Source organism: Formivibrio sp. oc-25, assembly GCF_055810895.1.
This window is the reverse complement of the sequence record NZ_JBVVOL010000007.1, coordinates 24,426-40,171: the sequence shown is the minus strand read 5'-3', so window position 1 is coordinate 40,171 and position 15,746 is coordinate 24,426. Positions and strand designations below refer to the sequence as shown.

The following is a 15,746-nucleotide window of genomic DNA, read 5'->3' as shown; positions in this document are numbered from 1 at the left end:
CGGCTTCAGTGGGCTGCTGAGGTATCGGCAACCCGGGTGGGCTTGGGCGCCAGCCAGATCGTCAAGGCAGCAATGATCAGAATGGCGGCGATCACCATGAACAGCTGATTGGTCGCCAGCATCACGCTCTGGCCCTCCAGGATGCGATCGAGTGTGGCGCGAACGCTGTCCATGCCCATGCCGGAATCCAGCAGTCCCCGGGTAGCTTCGCCGGTGGCGTCGATCTGCCCGGCTAGATCGGCATGATTGAGCCGGACCCGGTCTTCCCAGGCAGTATTCACCAGCGAGGTGGCGAAGGCGCCGGAAAGCGTGCGCAGGAAGTTCATCAGGCCCGCAGCCGATGCGGTTTCCGGCTCTTCCACGCTGCTGAGTGCCAACCCTGTCAGTGGCACAAAAAACAGCGGCATGCCCAATCCCATCAGCAACAAGGGCAGGGCGATCTGCCAGTAGGTCATGTCGGTCACGCCGAATGATCGCCACAGCGTAACCAGCCCCAGCCAGGACACGCCGACAAACACCAGCTTGCGCCCATCCATTTTCATGGCCAGTGCCGCTACCAGCGGTGCGGTCATCACCGCCAGTACGCCGCTCCATGCCGTGGTCATGCCGGCCCAGGTGGCCGTATAGCCCATATAGCTTTGCAGCCACAGTGGCGTGAGTACATTGATGCTGAAAAATCCGCCGAAGGCCAGCACCAATGTCAGCAGGCTCATGGTGTAGCCTCGATGCCGGAATACGCGCAGATCCACGATCGGGTGCTTTTCCGTCAATTCCCAGATCAGGAAAGCAAAGAAACCGATCACGGCGACGATGGCCAGGATGCAGATCTCGGTGGATGCAAACCAGTCCTGATTCTTGCCTTCATCCAGCATGATTTGCAGGGCACCGACCCAGATGATCAGCAAACCCAGGCCCACGCCATCGAAGGCGTACTTTTCCAGCGCTTGCTCATAGCGCTTGAGCAGCCCCCAGGCAAACCAGGCACAGGCAATCGCGATGGGTACGTTGATGTAGAAGATCCAGGGCCACGATGCCTGATCGCACAGCCAGCCGCCCAGAATCGGGCCCATGATCGGTGCAATCAGCGTGGTCATCGCCCAGATACCTGTTGCGGCACCGGCTTTTTCCTTGGGAAAGATGCGCAGCAGCAGCGTCTGTGACAGTGGCATCAGCGGGCCGCCAGCCAAACCCTGCAGCACGCGGGCGGCGACCAGGAAGCCCAATGAGTTGGCGAAGCCGCACAAGGCTGAAAAGATGCCAAACAGCAACATCGACGTGACAAAAACCCGGACTGCGCCAAAGCGGGCTGCCAGCCAGCCGGTCAGCGGAACGGTGATGGCTTCGGCCACGGCGTAGGAAGTGATGACCCAAGTGCCCTGGCTGCTGGTCACGCCGAGCCCGCCGGCGATATTGGCCACCGAGACATTGGCAATCGTGGTATCGAGCACGGCAACGAAATTGCCGGCGGCCAGTGTCAAGGCCGCTACCCACAACATCATGCCCGATAGCGGTGCCTCGCCGCTATGCAAGATTTTTTCGGCAGACATGCGTCACCCTCACTCAGCGTCGCGGGTGTCGATCTTGACATGCATCGACAAGCCTACCTGCAGCGGATATTTGGCCAGGTCTTCCTGATTCAGCTCGATGCGCACCGGCAAACGCTGAACCACCTTGATCCAGTTGCCGGTGGCATTCTGGGCCGGAATCAGCGAGAACGCAGAGCCGGTACCGCCCGAGAAACCCACCACCTTGCCGCGATAGGTAACCTTGTCGCCATAAATGTCGGCACTCACTTCGGCGGCCTGACCCGGTTTCACATCCTGCAGTTGCACTTCCTTGAAGTTGGCATCCACGTGCATCTGCTGGACCGGCACAACCGACAGCAGCGGTGTGCCCGCCTGGATGCGCTGGCCGATCTGTACCTGGCGCCGCGCGACCACGCCATCCACAGGCGCGCGGACTTGCGTACGCTCCAGATCGATGCGTGCCTGATCGCGCTTGGCACGTGCCAGTGCCACTTCAGGATTGGTTTCCACGGTGCTGTTGTCGATCAGTACCTGGTTGGCGCGGCGCGAACCAATCGCCACCTCGCGGTTGGCCTCCGCCTGCTTGGCCATGGCCCTGGCCGCTTCGAGCTGGGCTTGTGCGGTGGCGTAGGCATTCTGGGCGCGTGTGAGTTCATCGCCTGATACCGAGCCTGATTTGGCCAGTGCCTGCCGGCGTTCCAGATCAATCTTGGCCCGCTCAAAGTCTGCCTGGGCCGATTCCAGTTGTGCTGCTGCGCGCACCTTGTCCGCTTCCCTTGCTGCAATCTGGGCATCCAGCCCTTCATCGGTGGCCATCAGGCCGCGCACCTTGCGGATGGCCCGGCCATATTCGGCCTCGGCCTGGGCCAGGGCCAACTTGGCATCGGTGTCGTCGATCACCACCAGCACATCACCTTGCTTGACGGCCTGGGTGTCGATGACATTTACCTGCTGGATGGTTCCGCCAACCGATGGTGTGACTTGTGCGACTTCAACGGCGGCATAGGCATTGTCGGTGGAAACGAGATGCGAGCCGATCATGAACCAGTAGGTGCCGAATGAAAGTCCGCTCACGGTAACGGCGGTTCCCAGTGCCATGAAACCGCGACGACGGCGACGGCTGGCATGTTCGTGGGCAGAGTGGTTGGTAGATGTTGTCATGATGAAAATCCTTTTAAAGCGATGAATTTGTCAGGCCGGGGAAGCCACCGCCAAGTGCGCGCACCAGCGCAACATCCAGCGTGAATGCTCGGGATTGCAGGTCGGTCAGGCTGCGCAGATTGGCGAGCAGCGTGTCTTCCGCACTCAATACATCGAGATAGCTTGAAAGTCCGCCGTCGTAACGGTTGTTGGCGATCTGCCAGGCTTCGCGCGCGGCCTTGACAGCTTGGTTGCCGTAATCGAGCTGGCTGGAAAGGCTGCGCTGACTGATGGCGACATCGGCCACATTTTGCAGGGCCTGGGTTACAGTCAGCTCATAGCTGGCCACGGCTTCGGCATAGCTGGCCTGCGTGCCCTTGAGTTGCGATTGCAGACGGCCACCCTGGAAGATTGGCAAGGTAATGGCCGGGCCCAGACTGCCTACGCTGGAACCAGCCTTGAGCAATTGCCCCAGCCCCAGGGATTGCGCACCCAAAAATCCGCTCAGATTGATGTTGGGGTAAAACTCTGCCTTGGCTGCGTCAATGCGCTTGCGGGCGGCTTCGGCACGCAGGCGGGCAGCGGTGATGTCCGGCCGGCGACCGAGCAGGTTCAGCTCCAGCTGTTGCGGCAGACCCACCGGATCATTCAGGTTGATCTGCGGGCGGGCAATCGACAGGCCGCGATCCGGCCCCTGGCCCAGCAGGGCTGCCAATTGGTTGCGTTGCAGTGCCAGTTGCTCTTCGAGCGCCTGCAACTCCAGTTGGGCGGCTGCCAGGCGAGATTCGGCTTGGCGTACGCTGCCCAAGGTCTCCAGCCCGTTATCGAAGCGTTCCTTGAATAGCCTGGCTGTTTTGCTGCGGACTTCGGCTGCGGCCTTGGCGGTGTCATGGGCTGCGTGCAGACGGGCCAGTTCGGCATAGGACGAGGTGATCGAGGTCGTCAGCACCAGCTGAGCTTGGGCCACTTCGGCCTGCGAGGCCAGTTGTTCCGAGATCGCAGCGGCGATAGAGGCACGATTGCGTCCCCAGAAATCCAGCTCCCAGGAAAAATCGAGCGTAGCACGGGCATAACCATGCTCACCCTGCGGCAGCATGCTGCGCGGCGTCAGGTAGTTATAGCTTTGCTTGGTGGTGCTGGCAGAAGCATTGGCAGACAGTTGCGGCGCATTGCGTGATTCGGCCTGACCCACCATGGCATCGGCGTGTTGCAGTCTGGCTTGCGCCATGGCGAGCGTCGGAGAGCCTCGCAGCGCCTCCTGAATCAGGGTGTCGAGCTGTGTATCGCCATAATTTTTCCACCACTCATCGGATGGCCAGTGACGGGAGGGGCCGCTGAAACTTTGGTCAACCGACCAGGCCTGTGCAGGCTTGATGGCCGGCAGTGGCCCGGATTCCGGCAGTTGGGCACAGGCGCTCAACAGTAAAGCGATCGGGACAAGTGTGAGCAGGCTGGATTGTCGTCGCAGCAGGGCAGGGGTCTGAGCCACGGTATAGCATCCTTAAGTGAACTGTACGGTACAGTTTGAATTGACTTTTCAGGTGTGTCAAGCCAAACTGTACCGATAAGTTCATTTATGGAGAGGCGCAATGCGCGTCAAAAGCGAGGCACGTCGCCAGGCGATTCTGGACGTGGCTGCCGAGATTTTTTGTGAGCAGGGATTCGAGCAGACATCGATGTCGGAGATCACCGCGCGGGTAGGGGGATCGAAAGCGACGCTCTACAGTTACTTCCCTTCGAAAGAAGCCCTGTTTGTCGAAGTGATGCAGCGCTTTGGCAAGGCACATATCGATGGTATGTTTGCCGAGCTCGATCCGGATCAGGACCTGCGCGAGAGCCTGTGCAAGTTTGGCGAACAGTTTGTCGCTTTCTTGTCGCAGCCGAAATTCATCGCCGTGCTGCGGGTGGTATATGCCGAATCAGGGCGTTCCGATATCGGCCGACAGTTTTTCGAGCGCGGGCCTGCCGAAGGTAACCGGCGATTGGCCAGCTATTTTGGGCAATGCATGGCCAATGGCCGCTTGCGCAAGGACAACGCGCAAGTCTGTGCCAGCCACTTCACGGCACTGCTGCGTGCCGAAATCATTGATGCATTGCTGATGGATGCATGTGGAGAAGGCCTGCCCTCAGTCAAGGAAAGCGTTGGACGGGCTGTCGAGGTGTTTCTGCGTGCCTATGCTGCCCCAGTCTGAAGTGATTTGGCGGGTGTAGATTTCCCCAGCACGCTCATGCTTTTCCACTTGCCACCGACCATGCGTCGGTAGAACACAATCGCGCGCAGCGTCCAGTCGATGAACATGCCACCCCACACACCCAGCACGCCCCAGCCCAGCACGATGCCGAACACATAGCCCAGCACGATACGGAACAGCCACATGCCGACGATAGTGGCCCACATGGTGAACTTGGCATCGCCGGCGCCCTTGAGCCCGGCCGGAACCACGAACGAAGCGCACCATGCCGGCATGAACAGGCAGTTGAGCAGAATGATATGCGCGGTGAGTTCGATGATTTCGGCATCCGGGGTGAACATCGAGGCAAACAGCCAGGAGAGAGGCAGGGTGATCAGTCCCAGCGCCGTCATGCACAGCGTGCCGAGCTTGAAGATATCGCGGAAGGTACGATCGGCCTCCTCGATGTCGCCACGCCCCATGCTCTGGCCCACCATTGTGGTCAGCGTGGTCTGCAAGGCCAGCCCCGGCAGATTCATATAGGCCACGATCGAGCCGGCAAAGGTATTGGCCGCCATGGCGGCGGTACCCATGCCGGCGATGAAGATCTGGGTGATGATCTTGCCGCCATTGAACGACAGTGATTCCGAGCCGGATGGCATGCTGATGCTGAAAATGGCTTTCAGGATGGTTTTGTCGAAGCGGAAATGGCGCAAATTCTTCAACCGGATCACCGATACGCCGCGCCAGATGATCAGGATGGCCAATACCGTACCAATGCCGCGTGCCAGCGTCAGGCCAATGGCGGCACCCTGTACGCCTTGCCCGGCGATATCGATGGTGAAATGCGCGTTCTTCACATGCAGGCCATAGATCAGAACATAGCCCAGCACGATATTGAACACGTTCATCAGGATATTGACCTTCATGGGCGTGCGGGTATCGCCGGCACCACGCAGGCAGCCCCAGACAACCTGGGTGATTGCCATCAGCGGATAGCCAAGCAGCGTGATGTTCAGATAGATCCGCATGGCCGCCATCACGCTGGGTTCGGCCTTGCCGTACAGCGTTTGCAGGATCCAGTCTCCGAACAGCCAGATCAGGAACGCTGCCACGCAGGAAATCAGCGTATTGGCCGCCAGCGATTGCTTGACTGCTTCATTGGCCATGCGGATATTGCGCTGGCCAATGTATTGCGCCACGACTACCGTTGCGCCGATCGAAAGCGCGGCAAAGAAATTGATGAAGATGACATTGATGGAATCGACCGCGCCAGTGGCTGCACCGGCTTCACGGCTGATGCGGCCCGCCATGATGGTGTTGACGATGCCCATCAGGATAAAGAAGGATTGTTCGGCCAATACCGGCAGCGTCAGCTGCAGTACATCACGCCTGATATGAAAACGCATGAATGCTACCGGTGGGTGGCCGGTTTTCTGGTAAATCAATGGCTTAGACTAGCAATCCACGCGGTTTTCTGCTTGTAGAAAAGCGACAGCGGACGGTTTCCTACTGTAACGGAATGTCCAGTCGTCCGGATTCAGCCAGCTCGCGGATCAAGCGGACGCACTCCACATCCATCTGCCGCCACATTTCCTGCAGGTAGCTGATCAATTGTTCCGCCTCCGCATCCTGCGGGGCAGGGATGTCGTAGGCAAAGCGTACGAACAGGCTGTCCTGATCCGGCTCCTCGATACTCACCAGCAGCTTGCCACCGGCATGATTGGCGCCAGGCTCCGTATCATGCCGCAGGCTCACGCCTTCCTGCAGGTGGATATGTTCGCGCACCTGCATGTTGCCAAAATCGATTTCGCGCAGCAGGACCGTGGCCGTGCGTTCAAGAATGGCAACATTCTCGATGTGCGGGTTGAACAGTTGCGGCGATTCGGCCCGCAACATCAGCCCCTGCCAGAGCTGCGCCCGGCTGAGTACCAGCGTTTGTGGGTTGCCAAGATCGTTGACGGCGACAATGTGTTCGTAATGCATGGATGGGGAACTCGTTATATCAGCGGTGGGGTGTCGATAGGTTGATAGACCGGGCGGCCTTGTTCGCTGACGGATGCATACAGTCGGGCATTGCCCGGTTTCCATGTCAGCGCAGGCGCGATGATACTCCCGGCCGGGGAATTTGCCTTGCGCAGCAGTGTGACGTGCGCACGGAACGGCTTGCTGTCAAACGCGATGGCCTGTGCGGACAAATCAGCGCGCAAAGCCTCCACCCACCCGAGAAACAAGGCTGGCATTTCACTGCAACCGGTCCAGACAATGCCGCCATGGCCAAACGCGCCCAGCGTATCCAGATGCAACTGGCAATCCGGCACGGGATGGCGCTGCAGCACATCCAGAATTGGCGCAATCTGCTCAGACGGCGTATCGCCAAGGAAGGCCAGCGTGAGGTGCAGATTGCCGGCCGGCATGCAGCGCCCGCCCAGTTGGCTGTGCTGCTGGCGGGCAAGCCGGTGCAAGGCCCGGCGGATGCTGACGGGCGGAAAGACGGCGATGAACAGGCGCTGATTTTCTGGCATTTGCGGATGTTACAATTCGCCGGCACGGAGAAAAAGCCCGTCCGCCGGGCAACACGAAAGGATAAGCCATGACAACGATCCACCAGCGCGATCTGATCGACAGCATCGCCGACAGCTTGCAATACATCAGCTATTACCATCCCGCCGATTACATCAAGGCACTCGGTGCCGCATACGAGCGCGAAGAAAGCCCGGCCGCCAAGGATGCGATTGCCCAGATCCTGACCAACAGCCGCATGTGCGCCGAAGGGCACCGCCCGATCTGCCAGGATACCGGCATCGTCACCGTTTTCCTGAAAGTGGGCATGAACGTGCGCTGGGAGGGTTTCTCCGGCAGCCTGGAAGATGCCATCAACGAAGGCGTGCGTCGTGCCTATAACGATCCGGACAACAAGCTGCGCGCCTCGGTGCTGGCCGATCCGGCTGGCGCGCGCAAGAATACCAAGGACAACACGCCCGCCGTGATCAACGTCAGCATCGTTCCGGGCGATACGGTCGAAGTGATTGTGGCGGCCAAGGGTGGCGGCTCGGAGGCCAAATCCAAGTTCGCCATGCTCAACCCCTCCGATTCGATCGTCGACTGGGTATTGAAAACCGTGCCGACCATGGGGGCGGGCTGGTGTCCGCCGGGCATGCTCGGTATCGGCATCGGCGGTACGGCAGAAAAGGCCATGCTGCTAGCCAAGGAAGCGCTGATGGAAGAGATCGATATCCAGGAACTGATCGCGCGCGGCCCGCAAAATCGGGCCGAAGAACTGCGCATCGAACTGTTTGAAAAGGTCAATGCACTGGGTATCGGTGCGCAGGGGCTGGGCGGGCTTGCTACCGTGCTGGATGTGAAAATCAAGGATTACCCGACCCATGCCGCCAATCTGCCGGTAGCGCTGATCCCGAATTGCGCAGCCACACGCCACGCGCATTTCGTGCTGGATGGCAGTGGCCCGGCCAAGCTGGAGCCGCCGAAGCTCGAAGACTGGCCGGATGTGACCTGGAGCGCCTCGCCGGCTTCGCGCCGCGTGAATCTGGCCACGGTGACCAAGGCAGACGTGGCAAGCTGGCAGCCGGGCGAAACACTGCTGCTGTCGGGCAAGCTTTTGACCGGCCGCGATGCGGCGCACAAGCGCATGACCGATATGCTCAATCGCGGCGAGAAGCTGCCGGTGGATTTCACCAACCGCTTCATTTACTACGTCGGCCCGGTTGATCCGGTGCGCGACGAAGTCGTCGGCCCGGCCGGCCCGACTACCGCCACTCGCATGGACAAGTTCACGCGCCAGATGCTGGAACAGACCGGGCTTTTGGGCATGGTCGGCAAGGCCGAGCGTGGCCCGGCAGCCATTGAGGCGATCAAGGATAACGGTGCGGTCTACCTGATGGCCGTGGGGGGCGCGGCCTATCTGGTGGCCAAGGCAATCAAGGCCTGCCGCGTGCTGGCGTTTGAAGATCTGGGCATGGAAGCGATCTACGAGTTCGATGTGGTCGACATGCCGGTGACGGTGGCCGTGGATAGCCAGGGTACTTCGGTGCATGCCATTGCACCTAAGCAGTGGCAGGCAAAGATCGGCAAGATTCCGGTGAGCCCGGTTTGATCATGAATTGATCATCAAAGCAAACAGCCCGGTAAAAAACCGGGCCGTTTGCTTTCATCGGTGTTGAAGCAAGCGTTGTATCAATGCCGGGCCACGGTCTGCCAGGATCTGGCAGCCACGTAAATGGCTGGCATAGTCACTGGCTGACATGTGCCGGAAATAATCTTCATACCAGCCAAACCCCAGGCGCCGATGCTCAATGCGCGGCAGCAGGGAACGCACCAGACCGTCTTCACTGCCGTGCAGCAGCCAGCTTGCATGTTGCCGCGCCGCCTCGCTTGCTGCGTGATCCAGTCGCTTCCACTGGTGATCCACATGGCAGGCATAAAGCTGCTGTAAATCGGCACCATGCGCGAGAGGCCCGTCTGCATAAAGCATGACCAGTGCAATCAGGGCATTTTCTGCGGCTTGCACGCTCTGCGTGTCATGCGCTTGCAGATCGATCAGCGCGCGCAGCCAGCGGGCGACGGCCAGGCTGAATGCCTGCAGATCATGCCGCACATGTTCGCGGGGGCGCAGATGATGCCAAGTCCCCTTGATCTTGCTGCGCAGTTGCCGCCATTCCTTTTCCAGCCGGCTGGCCGGCCTTTTGAGCGTGGAGGCAGGAAGTTCAAGCGGACTATGGCCCTGGTCCGAAAAGAGCATGGCTTGCTGCAGTGTCCCGGGTATATGTCTACCGCGTAGTTTCATGGAAATAGGAGGGGGCAGGTTCAGGAAATAGGGCTATGGCGCCTGTGATAACGAATTGGAATCAGCAGACCCTGCCTGATTTTCTGGTTTACTCTGCAATTTTTCCGCCTGTCGGTCCTCCGACAGCTTGGTCGTAGTTGTTGATCAGATAATCGCTTGCTATGCGTGCCGTACGGGTCAGCATCAGGTTGTCATGCACGCCCAGCGTGAAGGTACCGGACCAGGCTTCCGCACGCTGAAAAAATTCCGGATGGGCGATGAGCTTGTTGGTGTTGCCATCTGTGATCTTCATTTTCATGACCACGGCCGAGCTGCCGGCAATCGGGCCGGCAAATAGGCGGGCTCCTACACCAATAAACTTGATTTGTTCAACAATCGGTTCGATTACCAGCGTGCGGTCATTGTCGCTCTTGCCAGAATTCCATTGCTGAAGATGCGTTTTCAAATTCAGATCCAGGTTTTCCTGAATCTTGACCAGTGCACGCTGGTTGGCGCTGTGATCCGCCATCTCCGTAGTCAGCTTGGCAGGTCGGATTTCGATCCGGGAAAAATTACTGAATTTTTCAGCAGGTGGTGGGTTGGTATTGCTGCTAGCCTTGATCTTTGTGGCGCAGCCACCCATGAGGGCCGAGGCAGCAAGAAAAGCCGTTGCGATGATGATTTTCTTCATGATGGTCCCTTGGAGGTTGGATTGGCGTTGATGTTGATTCAGTATTTTTGCATATCGGTTACAAGAGATTGCTGATTTTTCATGTCTTGTGCTTTCCCCATGCGAATCAGCAATTGATAGCCAATATTGGCAGACCAATTGAAACTATTCTGCAAAACCACCACGGCCTGCCGATGACGGGTGTCTAGGCCAATAAAGCTGGTATATCCCGCTACCATGCCTATTTGATAGGCGATTTTTTGCTGATCAATGTGGTCTATTACCCAGGCAATGGCGGGTGCCTCTTTTTCCATGGGGATGCGAATCTGCAAGGTATCTGACCACGCCGATTCTGTATCGGCTGACTTTTCTATGTAGTCTTTTGCAAATTCGAGGAGGTCGCGGGTGTTGGAATACATAGCCGCCGATCCTTTCATTGCATCGGTAAACTGCCAGTCAGGAACCGGTTGGCCTCTCGGGATGAATTTGGGCTGATCGCCGGCATAACCGTACGCTCTGTTATGTATGTTTTGAGCGTGTTCGAGTCTATACCCTGTATGTGTCAGGTTGAGGGGATGGCTTATTTTTTCCGATAACAATGTTTCCAGTTTCTTTCCGGTTCGCTGCTCGATCGCATATCCCAGCAGCCCATATCCAATGTTGGAGTATTCGGGTGTCACATTTTTTGGGGCTTTGTACGTTGCCAGGTAATCGAGGGTGGCAGCCAGATCCAGATGGCGATAGAAACTGTTTCCGGTAAACAGGTATTCAATGAAATAGCCGAGTGTTTCCAGTGTGTACGGCTGACGGGGCAATCCCGAGGTGTGAGTAGCCAATTGTTCGATGGTTATCTTGCCCGCATCCTGGCTCAGTGGTGTGCCGGGTGGGAGTATTTCCCGCAGGGGCGTGTTCCAGGATAGCTGGCCTTCTTTGATTAACTGGGCCGTCATTAACCCCAGAAAGCCTTTGCTGAGTGATCCGATATTGAACAGCGTGTCGGAATCTACGGCTTGCTGGGTTTCCTTGTTGGATATGCCGTAGTTGTGAAATTTCATTTCTCCATTCTGGAGCAGTACGCCAATTGCCAATCCGGGCGTGTGTTTGCTCTCGATCAGAGGGCCAACCAGGGTTTCAACTTCCGTGGCAATGTCGCGGTTGCTTGCGTAGCGCAATGTCTCCTTTTCGCTGGGATCGATGTGAAAACTGGATAGTGTTCCACATCCCGTTAGAAAGAGGCATAGCAGAAAGCATGGCAGGCGAGATTGCCAAAAAATTGATCTCAGTGACATAAATTATTCATGTGAAAAATATCCCGGTGGCTTTTTAGGGAGATCCGGCAGTAATCAATTATCCGTGCACTTGAAAATCAATGAGGTATTGATCCCGCCAAAAGCGAAATTGTTGCTCATGACATATTCGGTGCTGAAGCTGCGGCCATTGCCGGTGATGTAGTCCAGCGCGGCGCAGCGCGGGTCCACATGTTCGAGGTTGATCGTGGGTGCGAACCAGTCTTCGTTCATCATCATGATGCTGAACCAGGCCTCCAGCGCACCGCAGGCGCCGAGCGTATGGCCCATATAGCTTTTCAGCGAACTGATGGGCATGCGGGAACCGAAGATGCTGTGGGTGGCGTGGCTTTCGGCCACATCGCCATGGTCGGTCGCGGTGCCATGGGCATTCACGTAGCCGATGGCATCGGCAGGCAGCTGGGCATCGGCGAGCGCCAGTTTCATGGCGCCGGCCATGGTGGTGGCATTGGGCTGGGTGACATGCGTGCCATCGCAGTTGGTGCCAAAGCCGACCAGTTCAGCGTAAATCGTCGCACCGCGCGCCTTGGCGTGTTCATATTCTTCCAGGATCAAGGTGCCGGCACCTTCGCCGATCACCAGACCATCGCGTTCGGCATCGAACGGACGTGGGGTGAGTTCCGGCGTGTCGTTGCGCGTGCTGGTGGCAAACAGCGTATCGAACACCGCCACTTCCGAGGCACACAGCTCTTCCGCGCCACCGGCGACCATCACATCGGCGTGACCGTACTTGATTGCCTCGTAGGCATAGCCGATACCCTGGCTGCCCGAGGTGCAGGCGCTGGAGGTGGTATGCACGCGGCCGGTCAGCCCGAAAAATACCGCGATATTCACCGCCGTGGTGTGGCCCATCATGCGGATGTAGCTGGTGGCGTTGATGCCCTCGGTGGTTTTGTCGATCATCATGCGGCCGAAATCGCGGATTGCCGCTGGCGAACCCGCCGACGAGCCATACGAAACCCCGGTACGCCCGCTGCTCAGCACCGGATCATTGAGCAGCCCCGCATCGGCCAGCGCCAGCTCAGAAGCGCGGCAGGCCATCAGTGCGACTTGCCCCATGCTGCGCGTGCGTTTGCGGTTGTAGGTGTCGGCCGGCAGTTCAAAATCCGCCACCGGCGCGCCAAGATTGCTGTTGAGCCCGGCATATTCGGCCCATTGCGGCATGTGCCGGATGGCATTGCGACAGGCACGCAGATTTTGGGAAATCGTGGGCCAGTCGTGGCCCAGCGGGCTGATGCCGGCCATGCCGGTGACAACAACGCGTCTCATACCATACCTCCATTGACCGAGATCACCTGCCGGGTGATGTAGGCCGCATCCTTGCTCATCAGGAAGCTGACCGTGGCAGCCACTTCTTCGGGTTTGCCCATGCGCTTGGCCGGGATGATTTTCAGCGCTTCTTCCAGCACATGCGGCTCGACCATTTCGGTATCGATCAGGCCGGGTGCGACGCAGTTGACGGTAATGTCGCGCTTGGCCAGCTCGATTGCCAGCGCTTTGGTGGCACCGATGATGCCGGCCTTGGCCGCGCTGTAGTTGACTTGGCCACGATTGCCGGCGATGCCGGAAACGGAAGACAGCGTGACGATGCGGCCCGGTTTGCGCGTCTGGATCATCGGCATCACCAGCGGATGCAGCACATTGTAGAAACCGTCGAGATTGGTGCGCAGCACGCCGTCCCATTCGGCGTCAGTCAGCGCCGGAAAGGCATTGTCGGCGGCGATGCCGGCATTGCACACCACACCGTAGGGCGCGCCATGTTCGGCGATATCGGCCTCCAGTGCTGCGCGCGTGGCGGCACGGTCGGCGATATCGAACTGCAGCAGGCGAGTCTTGCAGCCCAGCGTGCGAATTTCCTGGGCTACCGCTTCAGCGTATTCGAGACGGTTGTGATAATGCACGGCCACGTCATAGCCATCGCGTGCCAACCGCAGCGCAATGGCCCGGCCGATTCCCCGGCTGGCGCCGGTGACAAGAATGGTCTTGTTCATGCTTTTTCCAGAAAGTCGTCGAGATTGTCCGGTTGAAATACCGTTAGCGTGGCTTCGGCGTGGATCTGTCCATCGGGCGCGGTGATGCGGCAGGCCACGGCACTGACGCCGTTGTTGCCATCGATTTCGCGCCGCACATGCACCTGCAGTGTCTGGCCTATATAAAACCAGGGCGTATGGCTGGTGTACTGGCGTGTTCCCACCAGAAAACCGATGCGAACCGGCAGCATCTGCTGGCGTGCAGCCCAGCCAGACAGCGCGGCGATGGCCTGCGCCATATATTCGATGCCAACCCAGCCGCCCACTTTTTCGCCATCGCAGAACAGGGCTTCTGGGCGAATGGTGACTTCGGCGCTGACATGTTCCGGGCCGATGTCGAGCACACGATCGAGCAGGATCATCGCCCCGGCATGCGGGATCAGCTCAGAAATCGGAGGATGGGTCATCGGGTCAGTACCAGCGCGATATTGTTGCCGCCAAAGGCAAACGAGTTGCTCAGCACTGCCTCTACTTGCCCTGTCTGGCCCGGAACCACGAATGGCAGTGGTGCCAAGGCAGGATCGGCGTGGCCATCCCAGGCATGTGGCGGCAGGCGGCCGGATTGGTCGGTGAGGGTAAGCCAGCACAGGCCGGCCTCGATGGCACCCGCCGCACCCAGCGTATGGCCGGTGAGTGATTTGGTTGAACTCGCGGGAATGCCCGGCAGCAGCTCGGAAACCGCCCGGCTTTCCATCGCATCGTTTTGCTGCGTGGCAGTGCCGTGCAGGTTGATATAACCAATATCCGATGCCGTGATATTGGCCCGTTCGAGCGCCTTGCCGATTGCGAGCTTGGCACCGGCAGCGGCGGGATCCGGGGCGGAAATATGGTGACCGTCCGAGCTTTCTCCCCAGCCTGCGAGGCAAACCGGACCCGGCTCGCGGCTCACAATGAAGAGCGCTGCACCCTCGCCGATATTGATGCCGCGCCGGTTGGCGGAAAACGGCCTGCAGTTGTCGTCGTCAATGGATTCGAGCGCGGCAAAGCCCGCCACGGTAAAGCGGCACAGCGTATCCACACCACCCGCCAGCACCACGTCTGCCAGACCCGCCTGCAACAATCGTGCTGCGCTGGCCAGCGCCTTGGCACTGGACGTGCAGGCAGTGGAAATGACGTACGCCGGGCCGGTCAGGCCGAGTTCCGCTGCCAGGAACGCAGCCGGGCTGCCAAGCTCCTGCTGGGCATAATGGAAGCTATCCGGAAAGCGGCCTTGTTGCATGTGGATGCCGACTGCATCCTCGGCTTCCGCCATGCCGGTGGTGCTGGTGCCGATCACGATGGCGATCCGGTGCGCCGGCCATCTGGCCTTGAGCGCTTCCACTTGCGGCCGGATTTGCTGCAGGGCATGTGCCAGCAGCGCGTTGTTGCGCGAACGCAGCTGTACCGGCAGATGATCGAGCGCGGGCAAATCTGCTCCGACCAGGCCCAAGGTGCGCGGATGGCCGGGGCTGTAGCGCTCGGTCATCTGCATGCCGGGGCTGATGCCGGCAAAGAGCTGTTCGCGCACGCGCGCTGGCTGATCGCCCAGTGCACAGACAATGCCCAGATGGTTCAAATACGTTTTCATGGTTCGCTGGCTGAATCCAGAGTCAGTTGGTAGCCACGGCGCTGGTGCGTCAGGACGCTGCGACCTTGCCATGGCGCGCCGGCATGATACTGCACGCGGATCACGGTTTCTTCGTTCTGCTGCAAACTGCGCTGACGTTGGTCGTCTTCCAGCGTCTGTTCAATACAGCGCCAGCCCGCAGGCAAAGCCTGATTCAGCGCCTCGAGCGGGGCATGGATCAGCAGCAGGTCATTGGCGATCTGCTGTTCCGACAGGCCGGCAGGCAGATGGCCGGCTCCGGCCTGCAGGGTCTGGCCGTCATAATCGAAGCTGTAGACACGCATGCCCATGGCCAGGCCGACGACGCGCAGGCCATCCGGATCAATTTCCAGCATGTTTTCCAGCACATGCGTCTTGTCGTTCCAGGTAATGGCCAGTCGCTGCTGCACCGCTCTTGCCGGCCCCAGCGCAGCCATGTCGAGCTGCAGCAAGGGCAGGTCATGCCATGGGCTGCACGCGGCAAGTAGCCAGGTCATCAGCAACAGAAAGAAGCGCTTTAACGGTTGAATCACG

The 15,746-nt window shown here is 59.2% G+C and carries 16 protein-coding genes; 2 read left to right on the top strand and 14 right to left on the bottom strand.

What is annotated here, in order from left to right; all coding sequences use genetic code 11:
- Positions 1-5: 5 nt before the first annotated feature.
- The 3 genes from AC0KVQ_RS06395 to AC0KVQ_RS06385 are packed head-to-tail and all read right to left on the bottom strand — an operon-like array spanning position 6 to position 4,155.
- Positions 6-1,547, bottom strand: a complete 1,542-nt coding sequence (locus tag AC0KVQ_RS06395) for a DHA2 family efflux MFS transporter permease subunit (protein ID WP_473420312.1) — start codon at positions 1,545-1,547, stop codon at positions 6-8.
- Positions 1,548-1,556: 9 nt separating this feature from the next.
- The gene (locus AC0KVQ_RS06390) at positions 1,557-2,687 is read right to left on the bottom strand and encodes an EmrA/EmrK family multidrug efflux transporter periplasmic adaptor subunit (protein ID WP_473420311.1); all 1,131 of its coding nucleotides are present in this window, start codon (positions 2,685-2,687) and stop codon (positions 1,557-1,559) included.
- Positions 2,688-2,700: 13 nt separating this feature from the next.
- A complete protein-coding gene (locus tag AC0KVQ_RS06385; protein ID WP_473420310.1) occupies positions 2,701-4,155 on the bottom strand; it encodes an efflux transporter outer membrane subunit in 1,455 nt (484 codons plus the stop codon).
- Between the two features lie 100 nt (positions 4,156-4,255).
- Between AC0KVQ_RS06385 and AC0KVQ_RS06380 the strand changes: the two genes are divergently transcribed.
- Complete coding sequence (locus AC0KVQ_RS06380; RefSeq protein ID WP_473420309.1) at positions 4,256-4,858, top strand: TetR/AcrR family transcriptional regulator; 603 nt, start codon at positions 4,256-4,258, stop codon at positions 4,856-4,858.
- Here AC0KVQ_RS06380 and AC0KVQ_RS06375 read toward each other — a convergent pair.
- From AC0KVQ_RS06375 to thpR, 3 genes are all read right to left on the bottom strand, one after another.
- Positions 4,840-6,246 (bottom strand): MATE family efflux transporter, encoded by a 1,407-nt coding sequence (locus tag AC0KVQ_RS06375; protein WP_473420308.1) that lies wholly within the window; start codon positions 6,244-6,246, stop codon positions 4,840-4,842. The two genes, AC0KVQ_RS06380 and AC0KVQ_RS06375, sit on opposite strands and share 19 nt — an antisense overlap.
- Before the next feature lie 100 nt (positions 6,247-6,346).
- Positions 6,347-6,823, bottom strand: coding sequence for an SRPBCC family protein (locus tag AC0KVQ_RS06370; protein ID WP_473420307.1), 477 nt, complete (start codon positions 6,821-6,823; stop codon positions 6,347-6,349).
- Between the two features lie 14 nt (positions 6,824-6,837).
- Entirely contained in the window at positions 6,838-7,362 is a 525-nt protein-coding gene (gene thpR / locus AC0KVQ_RS06365; protein WP_473420306.1) for an RNA 2',3'-cyclic phosphodiesterase, read from the bottom strand.
- A gap of 68 nt (positions 7,363-7,430) precedes the next feature.
- Here thpR and AC0KVQ_RS06360 point away from each other — a divergent pair, with 68 nt between their 5' ends.
- Positions 7,431-8,951 (top strand): fumarate hydratase, encoded by a 1,521-nt coding sequence (locus tag AC0KVQ_RS06360; protein WP_473420305.1) that lies wholly within the window; start codon positions 7,431-7,433, stop codon positions 8,949-8,951.
- A 54-nt stretch (positions 8,952-9,005) separates the two neighbouring features.
- Here the strand turns inward: AC0KVQ_RS06360 and AC0KVQ_RS06355 are convergent, their stop codons facing one another.
- The 8 genes from AC0KVQ_RS06355 to AC0KVQ_RS06320 all read right to left on the bottom strand — a co-directional run bounded on the left by AC0KVQ_RS06355 (position 9,006) and on the right by AC0KVQ_RS06320 (position 15,745).
- Entirely contained in the window at positions 9,006-9,596 is a 591-nt protein-coding gene (locus AC0KVQ_RS06355) for a hypothetical protein (RefSeq protein ID WP_473420304.1), read from the bottom strand.
- Between the two features lie 133 nt (positions 9,597-9,729).
- Positions 9,730-10,311, bottom strand: a complete 582-nt coding sequence (locus AC0KVQ_RS06350; RefSeq protein ID WP_473420303.1) for a hypothetical protein — start codon at positions 10,309-10,311, stop codon at positions 9,730-9,732.
- A 38-nt stretch (positions 10,312-10,349) separates the two neighbouring features.
- Positions 10,350-11,462 carry a serine hydrolase domain-containing protein gene (locus tag AC0KVQ_RS06345; RefSeq protein ID WP_473420302.1) on the bottom strand — a complete coding sequence of 371 codons (1,113 nt, stop codon included), beginning with the start codon at positions 11,460-11,462 and terminating at the stop codon, positions 10,350-10,352.
- Between the two features lie 171 nt (positions 11,463-11,633).
- Positions 11,634-12,866, bottom strand: coding sequence for a beta-ketoacyl-ACP synthase (locus AC0KVQ_RS06340; protein ID WP_473420301.1), 1,233 nt, complete (start codon positions 12,864-12,866; stop codon positions 11,634-11,636).
- Entirely contained in the window at positions 12,863-13,588 is a 726-nt protein-coding gene (locus AC0KVQ_RS06335; RefSeq protein WP_473420300.1) for a 3-ketoacyl-ACP reductase FabG2, read from the bottom strand. Before AC0KVQ_RS06335 ends, AC0KVQ_RS06340 begins: the two co-directional genes overlap by 4 nt.
- Positions 13,585-14,034: a hotdog family protein gene (locus tag AC0KVQ_RS06330; protein WP_473420299.1), complete on the bottom strand. Its 450-nt coding sequence runs from the start codon at positions 14,032-14,034 to the stop codon at positions 13,585-13,587. The genes AC0KVQ_RS06335 and AC0KVQ_RS06330 overlap by 4 nt, the downstream gene beginning before the upstream one ends.
- Positions 14,031-15,194, bottom strand: coding sequence for a beta-ketoacyl-ACP synthase (locus tag AC0KVQ_RS06325; protein ID WP_473420298.1), 1,164 nt, complete (start codon positions 15,192-15,194; stop codon positions 14,031-14,033). Before AC0KVQ_RS06325 ends, AC0KVQ_RS06330 begins: the two co-directional genes overlap by 4 nt.
- Positions 15,191-15,745, bottom strand: a complete 555-nt coding sequence (locus tag AC0KVQ_RS06320) for a DUF3261 domain-containing protein (protein WP_473420297.1) — start codon at positions 15,743-15,745, stop codon at positions 15,191-15,193. The genes AC0KVQ_RS06325 and AC0KVQ_RS06320 overlap by 4 nt, the downstream gene beginning before the upstream one ends.
- Position 15,746 lies beyond the last annotated feature (1 nt).